The following is a 17,624-nucleotide window of genomic DNA, read 5'->3' on the forward strand; positions in this document are numbered from 1 at the left end:
TTCAAAATTAACGTTGCTATTTGCTGTATTTGCGCTTAACTTAGCCGACCAAACAGGTATAGTAAATTCCAAAAATCAGACAACAATAAACTATGAGCTTAATTATTGACGTTCATGCGCGCCAGATACTTGATTCGCGCGGTAACCCTACAATAGAGGTAGACGTTTTAACCGAAAATGGTGCACTGGGCCGTGCCGCAGTACCTTCTGGTGCTTCAACCGGTATGCATGAAGCTGTTGAGCTTCGCGATAACGATAAAGGTGTTTACATGGGTAAAGGTGTTTTGAAAGCCGTTGCCAACGTAAACGAAAAAATTGCCGCTGAACTGAAAGGCGTTGATGTATTTGAGCAAAACCTTATCGACAAGATCATGATCGATCTTGATGGTTCTGAAAATAAAGGCAACCTGGGCGCTAATGCCATCCTTGGTGTATCGTTAGCTGTTGCTAAAGCAGCTGCACAAGAAAGCCGCCAGCCTTTATACCGCTACATTGGCGGTGTAAACGCTAACACTTTGCCTATCCCGATGATGAACATCGTTAACGGTGGTTCGCACTCTGATGCGCCTATCGCTTTCCAGGAGTTCATGATCATGCCTATCGGCGCTTCTTCTTTCTCTGAAGCATTGCGTTGGGGTACCGAAGTATTCCACAACCTGAAAAAAATATTACACGATCGCGGTTTATCTACTGCAGTAGGTGATGAAGGTGGTTTTGCACCAACTTTTGAAGGTACCGAAGACGGCGTTGAAACCATCCTGAAAGCTATTGAAAAAGCAGGTTACAAACCGGGCGAAGATATCTACATCGCGTTCGATTGCGCTGCTTCTGAGTTCTACAAAGACGGTAAATACGATTACACTAAATTCGAAGGCGAAAAAGGTGCTATCCGCACCAGCGCTGAGCAGGCAGATTACCTTGCTGAATTAGCTACCAAATACCCTGTAGTATCTATTGAAGATGGTATGGCAGAGGATGACTGGGAAGGTTGGAAATTATTGACCGAAAAAATTGGCGACCGCGTACAATTAGTAGGTGATGACCTGTTTGTAACCAACGTAAAACGCTTACAACAAGGTATCGATAATGATACTGCTAACTCTATACTGGTAAAAGTTAACCAAATTGGTAGCTTAACCGAAACTATCAACGCGGTTTCGTTAGCACAAACCAACGGTTACACTTCGGTAATGAGCCACCGCTCGGGCGAAACTGAGGATGTTACCATTGCCGACTTAGCTGTTGCATTAAACTGCGGCCAAATCAAAACCGGTTCGGCCTCACGTAGCGACAGGATCGCAAAATACAACCAATTATTGCGTATAGAAGAAGAACTGGGCGAATCGGCCCGCTTTATCGGCAAGAACTTCAAATTTTTGAAAAAGTAATTTGACACGAATCTTTTCGAATTAAGTCGAATTTCACGAATTATTAAAGCCCCGGTTTTGCCGGGGCTTTTTTGTGTAAAAATGTTTTTTAATTTGCAACTAATTTTTAGTTGCAAATTAAAAGTTTGCAATTTATCTTTGTCTTACAAATTCAAAGGTAATTTGTAAAGTTCCGTAGGTAAAATGTTAAACTGTTAAATTGTTAGAATAGGAAGTATGATGGAACACATTAAAAATCTCATTTGCAACTTAATTCAAGACAAACATGTCTCGACAAGAAAAACTATTAAGCAGATTATTGGCCATCCCCAAGGATTTTACGTGGGAAGAATTATGTAAAGTACTAGCCTATTATGGCTACAAAGAATTAACTGGCGGAAAAACAGGCGGCTCACGACGTCGTTTTGTCGATGAAAAGAAAAACGTCATAACGCTTCACAAGCCTCACCCAGGCAATATTGTCAAAGGTTACGCGCTTCGTGAGGTAGTAGAACATTTAAAAGCCAAAGGATATATAAAAGATGAGTGACATCTTACAATATAAAAACTACTATGCCTCAGTACAGTTCAGCGCTGAAGATGAGGTTTTTCATGGAAAAATTTTGGGCGTAAGTGACTTGATTACCTTCGAAGGCGAATCTGTCAAAGAACTTAAAGCTGCATTTGAAGAAGCCGTTGAAGACTATTTGGAAACTTGTGCCGAAATTGGCAAAGAACCTGAGAAAGCGTACAAAGGTACTTTCAACGTTAGAGTTCCTTCATCTCTGCATAAGAACGCAGCTATCTTTGCAGCGGCTCATAATATAACGTTGAACGAGTTTGTTAAAAAAGCACTCGCTTTCACACTTGATAGGAAAGACCAGATGAGTCTGGTTTTAGATAACAACTAACAGAATCTGTTGTAGAATTACTAAAGCCCCGGTTTTGCCGGGGCTTTTTTGTGGTATATTGTGGAACTATATTACACCATGAAGATCCACACTTCTTTTATCCTAATTCTGCTTTTAATTACCGGCTTCTCCCACGCCCAAACGCGCACCCAGCGTTTCGATAGCCTGTTCAACTATCTGAAAGTCAACGAAGACTTCAACGGCAATGTGCTCTTTGCCGAGAAGGGCAAAGTGGTGTACAAAAAGTGTATCGGCTATGCCAACTTTAAAACAAAGGCGCGGCTGAGCGAGAACTCGATGTTCGAGCTGGCATCCTTATCCAAGCAGTTTACGGCTATGGGTATTATGATTTTGATGGAGCGGGGCAAACTGAGCTATGCTGATACGCTGGGCAAGTTCTTCAAAGGTTTTCCTTATGGTAATTTAACCATCCGCCCATTGCTGAACCATACCTCCGGTGTGCCCGATTATATGGATCTATTCGAGAAGCACTGGGATAAAAGCAAAACGGCGCATAATAAAGATGTGATAGCCTTGCTAAGCAAATATCACCCTGCGGTATCTTTCAAACCGGGTGAAACATTCGAGTATTCTAATACCGGCTATGCACTGCTTGCTTCGGTGATAGAAAAGGTATCCGGGCAAACTTATGCGGAGTTTTTGAAGCAGAACATCTTTATGCCCCTGCAAATGACACGCACCCGCGTTTACAACACCCGCCGTTCCAAAAAAGAAGTGATACCTAATTATGCCTACGGATATATCATTGACGAAAAAACAAAGAAACCTACCCTCCCCGATGACATGCCCGATTATCAGTATGTGAAATACCTCGATGGCATTACAGGCGATGGCACAGTAAATTCCACCATTATCGACCTGCTGAAATGGGACCGCGCGCTTTACACTACCAAACTGGTGAAAGCCGCTACATTGGCCGAAGCCTTCGAGCCGGTTAAATTTGCGAATGGCGGAATAAGTGGTTATGGCTTCGGCTGGGGCCTGCGCCCGGATAACCCAGAAACGGGCAGAGAAACCGGGCATAACGGCGCATGGGCAGGATACGACACCCACATTGGCCGGTATATCGATCGTGATAAAACCATTATTATCCTCCGCAACATTACCAACCAAAACGAAGTAAGCGGAGTTTACGAGGCTTATACGGATGTACTGTTCGGCAAGCCGTTGGTATTGCCCAAAATAACGCACCCGGGGAAATAGAGGGAGCGGCGGTGCCCCCATTCCATACGCAATCAATAAACGCCTCGACAACAACATAATTAGCAATTCTCAAAATCTCTTTTTAATTTCGTGCCGATGAATTGGAAAGCGTTATACCGGGCCGTTATTATTTTGTTTATACTCGCCCTAAACATTGGTTGCGACCAGGTTTCAAAATCTATCGTACGCAAAAAAATGAGTTACGACGAGCCCATCAGCTTCATCCAAAACCATTTCACGCTCATCAAAATAGAGAATACCGGCGCCTTTTTAAGCGTTGGCGATAACCTGCCCAACCCATATCGCTTTATCCTGCTTACGCTGCTGCCTGTTCTGTCATTATTGGCGGGGACCATATTTATGCTTACACAAAAGAATTTCAGCAGGCTTATTTTAGCAGGCCTTATCTGCATCATAGGTGGCGGCATCGGTAACATATACGATCGTATAGCCCACGGCTCCGTTACCGATTTTATGCACATCCGTTTCGGTATCTTCCAAACCGGCATCTTCAACGTAGCCGATGTATCTATTATGGTAGGTATTGGGCTGATATTGCTTGATGCTTTAGTGAAGCAGCGGGCAGAAAAGCGCTTGCAAGCCGCAACGCCAATAAATACAGCCGACGAATAAGACACTTCGACCTCATAAAAAAGCTGCAACGCTAATTAACAGCTAATTGCTCCATATCAGCAACACCACGGTCATTACCAAATCAAATCTGCACATCTGAAATTTGCACATCTGCACATCTACCCGTACTTGATATTAAAAAGCGTATCTTTGCGCAAACATTTACCCCGTTCAGTTACGGATTTGATCAATACACAACTCTTCAGATACGTTTAACGCCCGGCGTTAACACATCATACAATATATTAACTACATGTTATTTCAAGACCTTAAATTAATTGAGCCCATTTTGAAGGCTCTGCAAACCGAGGGCTATACCGCCCCCACCCCTATACAGGCGCAAGCCATACCCTACGTGCTGCAACAGCGCGACTTGCTGGGCTGCGCCCAAACCGGTACCGGCAAAACAGCTGCCTTTGCTATACCTACTCTGCAACTTTTATTCAACGACAGGCAGAAACATAAAGAGCAAAAATCCATCAAAGCTTTGGTGCTTACCCCTACGCGCGAGCTGGCCATCCAAATTGGTGATAGCTTTACTGCCTATGGTAAAAATACCGGCTTAAAAAACCTGGTAATATTTGGTGGGGTATCGCAAAACCCGCAAACCGACGCACTTAAACGTGGCGTTGATATTTTGATAGCAACGCCGGGCCGCTTACTGGATTTGATGAACCAGCGCTTTATTCATTTAGAGCACGTTAAAATGCTAATATTGGATGAGGCTGACCGCATGCTGGATATGGGCTTTGTGAACGATGTTAAAAAGATCATAGCCAAAGTGCCGCAAAACAGGCAAACCTTGTTCTTCAGCGCTACTATGCCTGCCGAGATACAGAGCCTTGCCGATTCGATACTGCAAAACCCTGCCAAGGTAGAGGTTGCACCTGTATCGTCTACCGCAGATACCATACAGCAATCGGTTTATTTTGTAGAGAAGAACGATAAAAAATTATTGCTCAATCACATCCTGAAGGATAAAACCATTAAAACAGCACTGGTATTTACCCGCACCAAGCACGGTGCAGATAAAGTGGTTAAAGACCTGACCAAGGCGGGCATTACTGCCGAGGCCATACACGGCAATAAATCGCAAAACGCAAGGCAGCGTGCACTTACCAACTTCAAAAATCGCACAACGCGCGTACTTATAGCTACGGATATTGCGGCCCGCGGTATTGATATTGACGAGCTTACCCACGTTATTAACTACGAGATACCCAACATACCCGAAACTTATGTGCACCGTATTGGCCGCACAGGCCGAGCTGGTGCCAACGGTATAGCCTTTACTTTTTGCGATGGCGAGGAGGAGATAGATTACCTGAAGGATATTCATAAACTGATAGCCAAGGAAATTCCTGTTGAGCAAGGGCACCCCTATCCGCTTAGTCCGCAAATGATAGCCGAAAAAATGCAAAGCAAAGCCAAAAATGCGCCTGCGGCGAAGTCTCAGGGCGGCAGAGGCGGGTCATCACGCGGTGGCCGTTCGCGCGGCGGTAACGGAGGTGGAAACGCGCCGGCTAACAATGGCGGTAACCGCAACGGCGGCGGCAGGCCAAATGGTGGCAACCGCGGAGGTTCGGGCAAAGCAGGCGGCAACAGCGGCATGAGTGGTGGCCCAAGTAGACGAAGTGGCGGTAGAAGATAGTGAATGGTTGATTGGGTTGATTAAGTGAATGGTTAAAAGCCCGCAAAAACCACTCACCTAATCAACTATTCTCCACTTACTAATTGTTAACAAGTTGATAATCCCTATTTTGCAACATCGCAATAAATTAAATAGCTTTATAATTAATTTTAGCAAGCAATAATGAAACGTTTGATAAGCCTCCTGAAGAATAAATTTTTCCTGGTAACGGTGGTATTCTTTGTTTGGATGGCTTTTTTCGACAAAAACGATTTTTACTCGCAGTTTCAATACCACCAGCAGTTAAGCAAACTTGAGCAGGAGCGCGATTTTTACAAAGCCGAAACCGAAAAAGTAAATAAGGACCTGGACGAACTTACTTCCGATAAAGCCAAACTCGAAAAATTTGCCCGCGAAAAATACCTCATGAAAAAGGATAACGAGGATGTTTTCGTGATAGAGCATCAGAAAGCGGACTGATATATTCTATGGTTCGAATTTCCTAAAAAAACTACCAATTCGAATAAATGCCCGCTAACAACCAACCTGATAGGCCGCAACAACTTAAGTTGGTTAAAGCATTAGGTTATAATATCATTAACGATTCCCCAATTGACTCTGAAAATGTGCTGCAACAACACTTCAGAGCTTTAAACCTGCATCATCTCGCAGAACTTATAGACAGTATTTTAGGTGAGTTAACAGTCGGAGATGTTCAAAAAACCATCACTGTAGATGCCGGCCCTCCTCCAAAATTATGTTTCGAATACTGTAATACCAATCCTTTAACTTTTGATGACGAGCTGTATTTACATCGAACATTTGAAAGTATAGAAGACGGGTTAATAGTTAAACATGACGTGTTAACATTGCCTACGATCTATCAGAAGCAGAATATTGGCAAAGCGGTATTAGCTGCTTTTTTGCAACAATATGAAGCCGCAGGCGTTAAAAAGATAAAGTTGTTAGCGGCGCTTTCAACCGGTGGCTATGCTTGGGCGCGAGCTGGTTTTAAGGCAATTGATAAGGCAGAAGTAGATATTATCCTTGCAAAAGCACGCCAAATGCTAAGTCCGTTAGAATATAGTATCATACAACGGCTCTACGACGGCCACTACAATAGCAACGCTAAAAACAGTGCATTTGCTATTGAGGAATGGGCAAGGCTAAAGTTTATGAAGCCTGTTTTGCTAAACAGTAAATGGCATGGGGAATTGGATTTGACAGACATCAAAGAATTATCTAAATTTAGGGATTATGTTACGCGATAGATCGACCGGTAAAGAAGAAGGCTATATAGCTGACGAATTGTTTAGCGATGAACAATACGAGCTTGAACGCCAATGCATGACAGTGGCAGACGTTGTTCAACGCAAGGTTCTATCGTTACAGGAAGCGCTTACAGCATACGAGGTAACAGAAGAGCAATATTTCAATTTTTTAGCCGCCAGTTATTTCACTAATATAACTTCCACTATTCAAGGCGATTCGGAAAAACTTGCCCAAATAAATGCATTGACTATAGTTGATAAGCTTTTGAAAAAGCTTTTTGCTGAGAATGGACAACACAAAGACTTAACCGCACTTTATTCTAGTCTCGGCAAAATTACCGAAGATGTTAAAAAAAATGAGTTGAAAGTGTCTTTATAGTTACTTAGCCAGCATACGAACCGTTATTGCTATCCCAGCAACAAATAGCAAAAACAACCATGATACTTTATGAACGAAGTTGAACGTCCAACCTAAACCGAAGCGTTTGGGGCATAACAACCTTCGAATCGTAGCGATTGTCATATACGATACCCCCCTTCCAGTGTCTTGCATCATTCCTGTATAACTCGTTCATCGTTACGTAACTTTACAAGTCAATTTAACACATCTGCACATCTGCACATCTGCACATCTGCCTATCCCCCATTTCCTTGCTGAGTATCTATTTTAGGCACGGCAAACATGGCCTCTTTAATGAGTTTTACCGGTGCGCTGCCATAGCCCAAGAACTTTTCGTTGAAGGCTTTTATCCTGAATTTATCGCCTTCCTTCTTTTTCCAGGCAAGCATCAGGTCGTTTATTTCTTTGTAGCCGGTAAAGTAGCTGGTTAGCTGCACACTGCTTACGGTTACTCGTTTCCATTTATTATCGGCCTCGGCTTGTTGTTGGAAGGCTTCGCGCGTAAGCATTTTTATAGCCTGCTCTTTACTCATGTTATTGGCGTGCACGCTATAATCCAATATGGCGTTGCATACCGAACGCAGATGCCACTTATACCACATCAATCGCATTTCGGGAGCGTTATCGCCAAAACCCGCATCCAGCATAAACTGTTCGCTAAAAACGGCCCAGCCCTCTACCATGGCCCCGCTGCCAAAAACCGATTTTACCATGCTTGGCGCTTTATTAGAATAAACCAATTGCGTATAATGCCCCGGAATGGCCTCGTGTATGCACAGTATCTCTAAGATGTAGTTATTGTACTCGCGCAGGTAGCTTTCCGCACGCTCGGGCGACCAGCCCGCAAGGCTGCCCACATTGTAATAGGTATTCCCTGTTTTATCGTATGGACCCGGCGAGGTAACCGATGCCCCTGCAACACCAGCCATATAACCTGGTTCTTTACGTATCACCAGCGGCTTGGTAGGGTCAAGTGTTATTAATTCTTTATTTTTTATGAAAGCGGTTAGCTTTGGTATCTCTGCCTCAATGGCCGCCTGGAACTCCGATGGCGCAACATGTTTAGCCGATAGCGTATCTATCATCTGCCCTATCAGGTCAAGCGAATCTGCCGGCATTTCTTTACTGCCAAAGTATTTTGGCCAAAGTGTTTTACTGATCTTGGCCATCTCGCGGTGCAGGTACTTTTTGCGCTCCATGGCGGCGTTGTATATCTGCTGTGCAGTAGCCTCAGCCTGTATCTCGTATTTAAACTTGTTTTCGTAAAACTCTTTACCCAGCCTAAAGCTGCGAGGTTTATCGTTCTTCAGGGCTTTTAAAAAGGCCACATAGCCCTTTATAGCATCAACCGATATACGCGCACGGTCGGCCATTTGGCGTTGCTCCGCTTCTGGTATTTTGGTTTTCTTCAACGAGTCGGTAAAGTCTTTTTCAATAACGCTAAGCCCGCCGGTATGCTGGTCAATGGCCAGGTCGGTTAGTTCAACTACCGGATTTTTAAGCTGTTTTTGAGCTTCTTTGTAATAAGCCGGAATGAACGACATGCGCTGGTAAAAGCTTTTCAAGCGTTTCTCCAGCGGGGCATAATTTTCGTTCAGGATAACCGCGAAACTGCTTATCACATTGTACGATGCCGGGTTCCACTGGTGTTCGCGTAATTGCTCCAGGTGCCATTGCATCGATTCCATTTGGTTTTGCATCATGCGGTGGTCTATCTTGTTGGCATCGGATAGCGAGCCCACCTCAAAACGGCTGAGCGAATCCATTTGCACTTTGGCAAATTTGATGGCCTTTTTACGGTTATCGTCGCTGGGTATTACCAGTATGCTGTCGTATTTATGATAACCCACCGTAGTGGCCCACTCGGGGTTCTCTTTCCAAAAATCATCTAAAAAGTGTTCTTCGTACTGCGTAAAAGCGGCATCGTCGCGCGCAGAAAGTTGCTGAACCGACGAGCCATCTTTTTTACAAGCGGTAAACGCGGCCACATATAGCGAAAGTAAAAGTAGTTTCCTGATCAACTTGGTAAGGGTTTGCTTTGGTTGATAAACTTAGAAATTTTGGCTGACATAAATCAATTATGTAGCCACTTTGTTAGAATAGAAACCAATAACCATGGACGAGCAGCATAAAATACTGATAACCGAACTGATAAAACTCATAGAAGGCGGCGGCGCGCACGCTACGCTAGAAGACGCCCTGAAAGATATACCTGCCGAACACCGCGGCGTAAAGCCGCATAACTTGCCCTATAGCATATGGCAATTGGCCGAACATATACGCATTGCGCAATGGGATATGCTGGAGTTTAGCAAAGATGGCAGCCACGAATCGCCAAACTGGCCCGATGATTACTGGCCAAAAGAAAGCGAACCAAAAGACGATGAGGCATGGGAAAGAACCATTGAACAAATATTTGCCGACCGCGCCGCTTTTCTGGAGCTTTTAAAAAGCGAAGATATCTACAAACCTATCCCCCACGGCACGGGCCAAAACATCCTCCGCGAAGCTTTACAAATTGCCGACCATAACGCCTACCACACCGCCGAGATCATATTATTGCGGAGGTTGCTGGGGATATGGAAGTAGTGTAGCGTCGCCCCCTAACCCCTTAAAGGGGGAATAGAATTTTAAGTGTTTATTTTTCAAAAGCTCCCCCTTCAGGGGGCTGGGGGGCTTGGCTCCTATTAATTATAAAACGTCCAGGCCACGCCTAATTTTAATACTGCATCCAGTTGCGGGTAGCGGTTCACGGTATAAAAACCTTTGCTGAACAGGCCCTGGTTGGCGTAATCGTACTGGAGGAAGATATTGGTACGCTGTAGCGTTGCTTTAAAAAACACGCTGGCTACAGGGTACGAAGTGAACGTTACATTGGCTCCGTTGTAAAATTGCCCGAGGCCAACGGCGTATGAGGGTGCTGTGTAAGCCGTGTTATACCTAACGCTTATACCGTATTGCGATTTCAGTACGTCGAACAGCGTTGAGCCATGATAAAGGCTGCTGTATGTATAAACTTCGGGGGTACGCAGCAGGGCCAGGTTGTCTGACTTTTGATAAACTACATAGTTATCAAAATGGAATTTGCGCCAGGTAAGGTTTTTGCCCACGCTTAGCTTCAGCATATTAATAGCGCTGCCAAATTGCATGGGCGCAGCATCTATACCGCCATTGCTTGCCGAAAAGTACAGATAATCGTTTATCAGGAAATACTCGGCCTTCAGGTCGAGTTTCAACACATCATTCACGTAGTTGAACGATAGGTTGGTAATTTTCTGCTTATTGAAACCGGGATGAAAAATATAGTGGTTACTGATCCAATCGGTATACATCAGCCCCGGCGAACTACTTTGTTGGTACGCCCCTAACACTATCCTGCCCGCCTTTTGTCCGCCTGCAAGGGTAAGTTTTACATCATAAAGCAAATCGCCAAAGTTGCGACCCTGTACAATTTGCCTAATGTCGCCATCAAGGTTTATACGGTCGCTAAAGCGGTAGCCAAGGCGCGCCTTTAAGGTAATGTTCTGGAAGTTCTCGTTTTGCATCCTCACTTGCTTCATTACCTTACGCCCAAACTCGTTCAGCACGGTATCGCTTACATACTGGCTATACTTATAATAATCCTGAACCAGCCCTACGTCAAGCTTCAATTCGTTTTTGATCATTTTTACCGATTTACCGCGCAGGTAAAAACTGTACGAAAAATCGTTTTGTAAATGGAACACACTCAGCGAATCGCGTGAGCGGGCAGCACTGAAAAAATAATCAGGGAAAACGCCGTAAGTATCCTGATCGTTCTGCAGGTATTCGTAGCGGCGGGTATTGTAGTACAGCGTGTACGATACACGCTGCGTTGGTAATACACTGGTGCTGCCGGTAGCCTTTTTGGCGGTATCAATATGCCCTATGTAGTAAAACTGTTTAACGTATATGCCGGTGTTTTTCCACGATGTGTAGCTGCTGGGCAACTTAACTGGGAGCGTGCTTTTGCCAAACGTTGCAGAGGAGAAGGCATCATCTTCTAACAGCCCTCCCGTCTCGGGTGCTTTAAGGTTGTTCACCAATATGTTGCCCAATAAGTTATACCTGTGGTTTACCGAGTGGTACCAGGTAAAAAAGCCCCCATTCATACCCGCCACGTTTTGCCGTAGTATGTTGTTATAACTGTAGTACCCCCGCGAGCCATTAAAGTTGAGCATAAAACCCACATTCCAGTTTGGTTTTACGTTTTGGGTATGCAGGGCCTTAAAGTATTGCTCGCGCGTACTGCCCAGCGTGTTATATAAGGATAGCAAGGTGTAAGGCGCACGGGCATTAAAATAGTTAATATCCTGCGGGTTTATTAAATAGGCATCAAGCGCATGCATGCTTTCATCGAACCCGATGGTTTTGCGCGGGTTGAAAAGCAAATCGCGCTGCGAAGTACCCAGGTAGCCTAAATGGATTTTAGGGTTACGCGGCTGGTTTAGCGGGCTGTAGTTCTCAAAGTTAACCAAACCGGTATCCAGCGGAAAAAGCTGTGTGCTATCGCTCAGCAAGCGCTCGCTGGTTACCTTGATGAATTTTGAGTTAAACTCTATGGAGTCTTTATTACGCGCCTGCCGTGCACGTATCGAATCGATATTATTGGCATCGCCGGGGCGGCCAGTTCTGCCACGGCTACTGGTGTCGCGGCTATAAACCGGTTCGCGAGTTTGCTGCCCGGGATAAGTAGATGGCACCTGCGCAAAAACCGTTTGCACGGCCGCGCAAAACAACAATAGTAATAATATGTACTTCAGCTTTGCTGCCATTAAAGCCCTGCAATAAGTTCTTTTAATATCTGTGTCAATTTAGGCTCGGCCTCGGTAGCGGTAGCCAATATCTCTTCCAGCGAAACGGGTTTCAATTCTTCGGGGAAACCTTCGTCGGTTAATACCGATATCGCAAAAACCGGCAAGCCCATGTGGTTAGCCACAATAACCTCGGGCACGGTACTCATACCTACCGCATCGCCGCCAATAATGCGCAGGTAACGGTATTCGGCCTTAGTTTCCAGGTTAGGGCCGGTAACCGCAACGTAAACGCCTTTGTGGCAGTTAATGTTGTTAGCGGCTGCTATTTTTAAGGCTTTATTGATCAGGACGCGTTTGTATGGTTCGCTCATATCCGGGAAGCGCGGGCCCATATCTGAGTCGTTGCGGCCGGTAAGCGGGTTCATGGGTTGCAGGTTTATATGGTCTTCTATCACCATCAGGTCGCCTTTTTTAAAGGCGGGGTTAAGCGAACCGCTGGCGTTTGATACGAAGAGCGTTTTAATACCCAGCAATTTCATCACCCTAACCGGCAAAGTTATCTGCTGCATGCTGTAGCCTTCGTAATAGTGCAGGCGCCCTTGCATGGCTACCACTTTTTTGCCTGCCAGCGTACCAAATATCAATTTACCCGAGTGGAACTCCAACGTAGAGATAGGAAAATCGGGGATATTGCTGTACATCAGCTGTTTTTCCACCTCAATTTCGTTCACTAAGCCACCAAGGCCGGTGCCTAAAATAATGCCTACCTCAGGTTCGAAATCGCCAATGCGCGATTTGATATATTTTGTGCTATTCTGAATACTTTCTAACATGATCAATTACTATTTTATTAAAAACTTCGCCTTCACCGTCCAAAAACTCCACCCCTATGGGCAGCACCAGTATGAACATCCTTGATACCTCGGGCAGCAAGCCGTGTAAGGCTAAACGTTGAGCATCCTTTTCTGTTGTGATGATCACTTTTTTTTGTGCTTTGCAGGCAGCAAATTCCGCAGCAAGTTTAGCGATATTTTTTAAGGTAAATTGGTGATGGTCGGGATAATTATGGTGGGTAATGCTATCGGTCAGCGTTGTGATATACTCTACCAGCGGAACAGGATTGGCGATACCCGTCAGTAAAAACACAGTTGTTTCGGCATCTATTTTATACCCTACCGGCCGCTGCTGCATATCGTGCAGGGGCAGGTAGTTTATGGTGCTGAAAAACAGGGGTTGGTTGCCATTCGGTTTTACGCGGTAATAGCATTTAGTTTTCTCCTCTTCGGATAGTGCCTGCGGGCATTTGGTTACCACCATAACATCAGCCCGCCACTTGCCGCTGAAGGGCTCGCGTAGGTTACCTGCCGGGAGCAGTAAATGAGCATCGAAAAGTTTATTATAGTCGAATAGCAAAATGCTTAACCCAGGTCTCAGTGCCCGGTGCTGGTAGGCATCATCCAAAACAATAACGTCGCCCGCGTGTGTAGATATTTCCGTTGCGGATTCCCTGTATTCTGAAAGGCTTTGCAACGAACGCAGCTTCTCTACCCCTGCTACCCTATCCTCACACACGGACACGGTAACATCCGGAAATTTGTGTTTGAACTGTGCGGGTTCGTCGCCTATTTCGGCGGCGGTAGTTGTTGTAGTGGCCAACAAAAAACCTTTAGTACTGCGGCCATAACCGCGGCTGAGTGTTGCCACGCAGTAGTCTTTCTTCAGTAAACGCAGCAGGTATTCAGTCATAGGGCTTTTGCCTGCGCCGCCTACTTCCAGGTTACCTACCGCTATTACAGGCATATCAAAAGCCGTGCTTTTAAACAACCCTGCATCGTAAAACCAATTGCGCAACAGCACCACCAAGCCATACAGCAAAGAAAACGGAAATAATGCCCGGCGCAGGTACTTCATAGAGGTTGTAAAGATAGGGAATTGAGCGCAGGGGTTTATGAAGCCACGTTTAATAGCGCAATGACCTGTTCCTTAAAAACCGATGGAAAGTCTTCCAGAAATTCATCCAAAGTAACACCAGCTTCCAAGTGATCGAACCGGGATTCAACAGGCACACGTGTACCTGCGAAAACCGGTTGGCCGCTCAAAACTTCTGAATCAATGCTAATTACCTGGTTAATATGCATATCCAAATTTACACAATTTATTCAAATACTGTTTTTGCTATAGAGATAGCGAGTATAAATAGCTTAGAAACTACTTCTTTACCACTTCTTTCCCCACCACACTATGCTTATATCCATAAACTGCATATATCACCAGCCCTATAAGCAGCCAGGCCAAAAAGCGTATCCAGCTTTGGTAGGTAAGCTCCGTCATGAGGTAGAAACAACTCAGCAGGCCCAATACAGGTATCAGCGATAATTGCTTCACTACGGCAGCTACGGTTAAACCTGCCGATAGCAGTATGAACAGGAAGAAAGGGAATTTCTCGTGAACGTTCTCGCCGGCTAATATGGTATGGAAAGTACCCCAAAACAGGTAAATGATGGCAGCGAAAACTATTGGCGCTATGTAGCGGGCGTTAACGTAAGGCAAATGGAATTTCCCCTGCACAGCGGCTTCGCGAGGCATTAGCAAAACACCGCCGCATACCAGCACAAAGGCAAACAAGGTGCCTATACTGGTTAAGTCGGTTACCTCGGTAAGGTTCATAAATAGGGCAGGCACAGCCACCACAAAACCAGTTACAATAGTAGCGAACGATGGCGTACGGAATTTAGGGTGTATCCGCGAAAAAGCCTTAGGCAGCAAACCATCGCGGCTCATGCTCATCCAGATACGCGGCTGGCCCAACTGGAATATCAACAATACACTGGCCGTGGCAATTACGGCACTTACCGATATTACATAGCTGATATTTTTCAAACCAACTTTAGCAAATACAAAGGCCAATGGGTCGCCCACTTGCAGGTCTTTGTAGCTTACCATACCTGTTAACACCAACGATATCAGGATGTACAGAACCGTACAGATCACCAATGAATAGATCATGCCGCGCGGCAGATCCTTCTGCGGGTTTTGGCATTCTTCGGCTGTGGTTGATATCGCATCGAAACCAATGTAAGCAAAGAACACGCCCGAAACACCCTTCATTACGCCCTGAAAACCGTTTGGCATAAATGGATGCCAGTTGGCCGGGGTTACATAAAAGAAACCTATTGCGATAACGGCAATTACAATAAGCACCTTTAAAACTACCATGGCGTTGGTAGCCTTTTTTGTTTCGCGGATGCCCACGTACACCAAATAGGTGATGATGATAACAATAAGCAGCGCGGGCAGATTAGCTATAAATTTAATATCGCCAATACCCGGTGCATTTGCCCAAGCGGCAGCGGCCGCTTTCATCCCATCGGTTATTTCGGCGGTTTTTCCGGCTGCAGTTAACTCAGCAATGGAGCTATGTGCCCTAAAGGCCGAAAAATAATCTAAGGTAAGATACTCGGGGACGTGGATGTGGAAGCCTTCTAAAAGGTTCACGAAATAGGTGCTCCAGGATATTGCTACAGCAATGTTGCCGATGGCATATTCCATCAATAGGTCCCAACCTATTATCCAGGCTATCAATTCACCGAATGATGCATAAGCATAAGTATAGGCGCTGCCCGCTACTGGTATGCGCGATGCAAATTCGGCATAACAAAGTGCGGAAAAACCACAGGTAATGGCCGTAATAACGAACAGGATAGAAACGCCGGGGCCACCGTAAAACGATGCTTCGCCTATGGTAGAGAATATACCCGCGCCAACTACGGCGGCTATACCCATCAGGGTAAGGTCTTTTACATTAAGTTCTTTTTGGAGCTGTGATGCGCTGCCGGGGTGTTCCGAATCGCTGAAACCACATTCAACATCGGATAAAATTTTGGCTACAGACTTTTTGCGAAAGATGCTTTTCGACATTTTTTAAGATCAGTTTTTTGTTCGTCATACCAAACATAACCATTTTTTTGCATTGAAAAACTATATGCGTTACTTTGTGGGCAATGAAAACAGGCGTTAGGGAGGTTTTATTCAGGATACGTTACTTTTTAATACCCTACCTTGTAGTTTTAAGCGGCTGTTTGATCATTAAACTACTTTATACCCGCCGCGAGATATATTTTACGGTAAACGCGGCTTACTATAAGCTCGGCGATATTTTAGCCCCTTACGTAACCGACCTCGGCGACGGGCTCACCATCATCATTATTGCTGCCGTTATTGCATTATACAATTACCGCAATGCATTTTTGTTAGCCAGCAGCTACCTGGTAACTTCCATATTTGCGCAAGGTATTAAGTACGCCGTATACAGCCCGCGCCCAAGGATTTACTTCGAGAACGAATTAAACAAGATACATTTTGTGAAAGATGTATACATAGTTGGTGGCATACAAAGCTTCCCTTCCGGGCATACGGTAACGGCTTTTTCGGCAGCTGTTGTACTAACCTATCTTATCAAAAACAAAATGTGGGGAACGGTTTTGTTGGTGGTTGCTATGCTGGTGGGTTACTCGCGCATGTATTTAAGCCAGCATTTTTTTGAGGATGTTACAGCCGGCTCGGCAATCGGGGCTTTTGTTACTATACTATGGTTAGGGTTTATAGATAGTAAACAATTTATAAAAGCCCCCCGTTGGCACAGGGGGCTTTTGAAGCGTCACGAAGATTAGCTTTCTAACTGCTCTCTTAATTTTCTGTTACGACGGCTGATATAAAAGGCCATCGAACCAATAACTATAACACCTACTACCACACCACCTATCAGGCCGGGCGAAATACCTTTTGCATCAGACAAGTATTGGTCGGTACGTTGTAACTCTGGCGAAACCTGTATCGAACTTGCAAATGTCTTATACTCGTCCTTGATCAAATCGGCACGGTTTTGCTGGTAATAATACTCGAAAGTATAGGTAATATCCTGCGTGTATATCACTATAAAATTACGCAGCTGTACACCGGCACCCTGGTCGGTAGACAAAGTAAACACTTTTGCTTTCAGGTGGCCAATGGTGGTGTCGCGTGCATTCAATGCATCCGAACCTTCTGCCTGGCCTTTCACGCCTTTTATATAATCCTTCATTACATTATTCAGGTCGCGCTCTTTTTTAAGCGGTTTGTTATTGGCATTTGGCTGGCGTATAACCACCATGTAACCGATATTGGTTTTACCTGAGTATATCGATTGGCCCAGGGTATCTTTCTTTGTAAAGCCTTCAGGTAACGAAACCGTAACAGCGCTATCTATCTCTACAGGTTTGAAGGGAACCTGTGCAAAACCCGTTGCTGCCAACAGCATCAGGCTTAAACTCATCAGTATCTTTTTCATATATTAATTTAACCTTTTGTAAACAACAAAGGTTCAAAACCGTGCCAAATATGGGTTAGGTATTATAATATTTAAGTAAGAATATTC

General features: G+C 44.9%; 19 protein-coding genes. 11 read left to right on the plus strand and 8 right to left on the minus strand.

Going from position 1 to position 17,624, the window contains the following annotated elements; translation table 11 throughout:
* Positions 1 to 92: 92 nt before the first annotated feature.
* The 9 genes from eno (at position 93) to BC343_RS21845 (ending at position 7,415) form a co-directional block, all read left to right on the plus strand.
* Positions 93 to 1,388: a phosphopyruvate hydratase gene (eno, locus tag BC343_RS21805; RefSeq protein ID WP_078349897.1), complete on the plus strand. Its 1,296-nt coding sequence runs from the start codon at positions 93 to 95 to the stop codon at positions 1,386 to 1,388.
* A gap of 265 nt (positions 1,389 to 1,653) precedes the next feature.
* A complete protein-coding gene (locus tag BC343_RS21810; RefSeq protein WP_078349898.1) occupies positions 1,654 to 1,917 on the plus strand; it encodes a type II toxin-antitoxin system HicA family toxin in 264 nt (87 codons plus the stop codon).
* Positions 1,910 to 2,278 (plus strand): type II toxin-antitoxin system HicB family antitoxin, encoded by a 369-nt coding sequence (locus tag BC343_RS21815; protein ID WP_078349899.1) that lies wholly within the window; start codon positions 1,910 to 1,912, stop codon positions 2,276 to 2,278. The genes BC343_RS21810 and BC343_RS21815 overlap by 8 nt, the downstream gene beginning before the upstream one ends.
* Before the next feature lie 78 nt (positions 2,279 to 2,356).
* Complete coding sequence (locus tag BC343_RS21820) at positions 2,357 to 3,502, plus strand: serine hydrolase domain-containing protein (RefSeq protein ID WP_078349900.1); 1,146 nt, start codon at positions 2,357 to 2,359, stop codon at positions 3,500 to 3,502.
* Positions 3,503 to 3,598: 96 nt separating this feature from the next.
* On the plus strand, positions 3,599 to 4,135 hold the full coding sequence (gene lspA, locus BC343_RS21825) for a signal peptidase II (RefSeq protein ID WP_078349901.1): 537 nt from the start codon (positions 3,599 to 3,601) through the stop codon (positions 4,133 to 4,135).
* Between the two features lie 253 nt (positions 4,136 to 4,388).
* The gene (locus BC343_RS21830; protein ID WP_078349903.1) at positions 4,389 to 5,786 is read left to right on the plus strand and encodes a DEAD/DEAH box helicase; all 1,398 of its coding nucleotides are present in this window, start codon (positions 4,389 to 4,391) and stop codon (positions 5,784 to 5,786) included.
* A gap of 162 nt (positions 5,787 to 5,948) precedes the next feature.
* Entirely contained in the window at positions 5,949 to 6,245 is a 297-nt protein-coding gene (locus BC343_RS21835) for an FtsB family cell division protein (protein ID WP_078349904.1), read from the plus strand.
* 47 nt (positions 6,246 to 6,292) lie between these two features.
* Positions 6,293 to 7,036: a GNAT family N-acetyltransferase gene (locus BC343_RS21840; protein ID WP_078349905.1), complete on the plus strand. Its 744-nt coding sequence runs from the start codon at positions 6,293 to 6,295 to the stop codon at positions 7,034 to 7,036.
* Complete coding sequence (locus BC343_RS21845; protein ID WP_078349906.1) at positions 7,023 to 7,415, plus strand: hypothetical protein; 393 nt, start codon at positions 7,023 to 7,025, stop codon at positions 7,413 to 7,415. The genes BC343_RS21840 and BC343_RS21845 overlap by 14 nt, the downstream gene beginning before the upstream one ends.
* On the opposite strand, the gene BC343_RS31990 is transcribed toward BC343_RS21845, so the two are convergent.
* Together BC343_RS31990 and BC343_RS21850 are read right to left on the minus strand one after the other, a co-directional pair.
* Positions 7,416 to 7,592 carry a DUF5808 domain-containing protein gene (locus BC343_RS31990; RefSeq protein ID WP_394333385.1) on the minus strand — a complete coding sequence of 59 codons (177 nt, stop codon included), beginning with the start codon at positions 7,590 to 7,592 and terminating at the stop codon, positions 7,416 to 7,418.
* Positions 7,593 to 7,672: 80 nt separating this feature from the next.
* The gene (locus BC343_RS21850; RefSeq protein WP_238381828.1) at positions 7,673 to 9,457 is read right to left on the minus strand and encodes a DUF885 domain-containing protein; all 1,785 of its coding nucleotides are present in this window, start codon (positions 9,455 to 9,457) and stop codon (positions 7,673 to 7,675) included.
* Between the two features lie 94 nt (positions 9,458 to 9,551).
* Between BC343_RS21850 and BC343_RS21855 the strand changes: the two genes are divergently transcribed.
* A complete protein-coding gene (locus BC343_RS21855) occupies positions 9,552 to 10,025 on the plus strand; it encodes a DinB family protein (RefSeq protein WP_078349907.1) in 474 nt (157 codons plus the stop codon).
* A gap of 98 nt (positions 10,026 to 10,123) precedes the next feature.
* Here BC343_RS21855 and BC343_RS21860 read toward each other — a convergent pair whose 3' ends face one another.
* From BC343_RS21860 to BC343_RS21880, 5 genes are all read right to left on the minus strand, one after another.
* Complete coding sequence (locus tag BC343_RS21860) at positions 10,124 to 12,229, minus strand: putative porin (RefSeq protein ID WP_078349908.1); 2,106 nt, start codon at positions 12,227 to 12,229, stop codon at positions 10,124 to 10,126.
* The gene (locus tag BC343_RS21865) at positions 12,229 to 13,044 is read right to left on the minus strand and encodes a purine-nucleoside phosphorylase (RefSeq protein ID WP_078349909.1); all 816 of its coding nucleotides are present in this window, start codon (positions 13,042 to 13,044) and stop codon (positions 12,229 to 12,231) included. Before BC343_RS21865 ends, BC343_RS21860 begins: the two co-directional genes overlap by 1 nt.
* The gene (lpxK, locus tag BC343_RS21870) at positions 13,022 to 14,122 is read right to left on the minus strand and encodes a tetraacyldisaccharide 4'-kinase (RefSeq protein WP_078349910.1); all 1,101 of its coding nucleotides are present in this window, start codon (positions 14,120 to 14,122) and stop codon (positions 13,022 to 13,024) included. Before lpxK ends, BC343_RS21865 begins: the two co-directional genes overlap by 23 nt.
* A 35-nt stretch (positions 14,123 to 14,157) precedes the next feature.
* The gene (locus BC343_RS21875; RefSeq protein ID WP_078349911.1) at positions 14,158 to 14,349 is read right to left on the minus strand and encodes a DUF433 domain-containing protein; all 192 of its coding nucleotides are present in this window, start codon (positions 14,347 to 14,349) and stop codon (positions 14,158 to 14,160) included.
* Between the two features lie 70 nt (positions 14,350 to 14,419).
* The gene (locus BC343_RS21880; protein WP_078349912.1) at positions 14,420 to 16,129 is read right to left on the minus strand and encodes an amino acid permease; all 1,710 of its coding nucleotides are present in this window, start codon (positions 16,127 to 16,129) and stop codon (positions 14,420 to 14,422) included.
* A gap of 83 nt (positions 16,130 to 16,212) precedes the next feature.
* Between BC343_RS21880 and BC343_RS21885 the strand changes: the two genes are divergently transcribed.
* Positions 16,213 to 16,881: a phosphatase PAP2 family protein gene (locus tag BC343_RS21885; protein WP_078349913.1), complete on the plus strand. Its 669-nt coding sequence runs from the start codon at positions 16,213 to 16,215 to the stop codon at positions 16,879 to 16,881.
* Here the strand turns inward: BC343_RS21885 and BC343_RS21890 are convergent.
* Entirely contained in the window at positions 16,878 to 17,537 is a 660-nt protein-coding gene (locus BC343_RS21890; RefSeq protein WP_078349914.1) for a hypothetical protein, read from the minus strand. The genes BC343_RS21885 and BC343_RS21890 overlap by 4 nt on opposite strands.
* Between the last annotated feature and the right edge of the window lie 87 nt (positions 17,538 to 17,624).

Source organism: Mucilaginibacter pedocola, from assembly GCF_002013915.1.
Taxonomy (GTDB): domain Bacteria; phylum Bacteroidota; class Bacteroidia; order Sphingobacteriales; family Sphingobacteriaceae; genus Mucilaginibacter; species Mucilaginibacter pedocola.

Bases quoted from the DNA above. Each gene is read 5' to 3' on its own strand.
- BC343_RS21880 (WP_078349912.1), bottom strand. From the start codon at position 16,129: ATGTCGAAAAGCATCTTTCGCAAAAAGTCTGTAGCCAAAATTTTATCC.
- lpxK (WP_078349910.1), bottom strand. From the start codon at position 14,122: ATGAAGTACCTGCGCCGGGCATTATTTCCGTTTTCTTTGCTGTATGGC.
- BC343_RS31990 (WP_394333385.1), bottom strand. From the start codon at position 7,592: ATGATGCAAGACACTGGAAGGGGGGTATCGTATATGACAATCGCTACG.
- BC343_RS21820 (WP_078349900.1), top strand. From the start codon at position 2,357: ATGAAGATCCACACTTCTTTTATCCTAATTCTGCTTTTAATTACCGGC.
- BC343_RS21845 (WP_078349906.1), top strand. From the start codon at position 7,023: ATGTTACGCGATAGATCGACCGGTAAAGAAGAAGGCTATATAGCTGAC.
- BC343_RS21890 (WP_078349914.1), bottom strand. From the start codon at position 17,537: ATGAAAAAGATACTGATGAGTTTAAGCCTGATGCTGTTGGCAGCAACG.
- BC343_RS21885 (WP_078349913.1), top strand. From the start codon at position 16,213: ATGAAAACAGGCGTTAGGGAGGTTTTATTCAGGATACGTTACTTTTTA.
- BC343_RS21875 (WP_078349911.1), bottom strand. From the start codon at position 14,349: ATGCATATTAACCAGGTAATTAGCATTGATTCAGAAGTTTTGAGCGGC.
- BC343_RS21810 (WP_078349898.1), top strand. From the start codon at position 1,654: ATGTCTCGACAAGAAAAACTATTAAGCAGATTATTGGCCATCCCCAAG.
- BC343_RS21830 (WP_078349903.1), top strand. From the start codon at position 4,389: ATGTTATTTCAAGACCTTAAATTAATTGAGCCCATTTTGAAGGCTCTG.
- BC343_RS21840 (WP_078349905.1), top strand. From the start codon at position 6,293: ATGCCCGCTAACAACCAACCTGATAGGCCGCAACAACTTAAGTTGGTT.
- BC343_RS21855 (WP_078349907.1), top strand. From the start codon at position 9,552: ATGGACGAGCAGCATAAAATACTGATAACCGAACTGATAAAACTCATA.
- eno (WP_078349897.1), top strand. From the start codon at position 93: ATGAGCTTAATTATTGACGTTCATGCGCGCCAGATACTTGATTCGCGC.
- BC343_RS21835 (WP_078349904.1), top strand. From the start codon at position 5,949: ATGAAACGTTTGATAAGCCTCCTGAAGAATAAATTTTTCCTGGTAACG.
- BC343_RS21860 (WP_078349908.1), bottom strand. From the start codon at position 12,229: ATGGCAGCAAAGCTGAAGTACATATTATTACTATTGTTGTTTTGCGCG.
- BC343_RS21815 (WP_078349899.1), top strand. From the start codon at position 1,910: ATGAGTGACATCTTACAATATAAAAACTACTATGCCTCAGTACAGTTC.
- lspA (WP_078349901.1), top strand. From the start codon at position 3,599: ATGAATTGGAAAGCGTTATACCGGGCCGTTATTATTTTGTTTATACTC.
- BC343_RS21865 (WP_078349909.1), bottom strand. From the start codon at position 13,044: ATGTTAGAAAGTATTCAGAATAGCACAAAATATATCAAATCGCGCATT.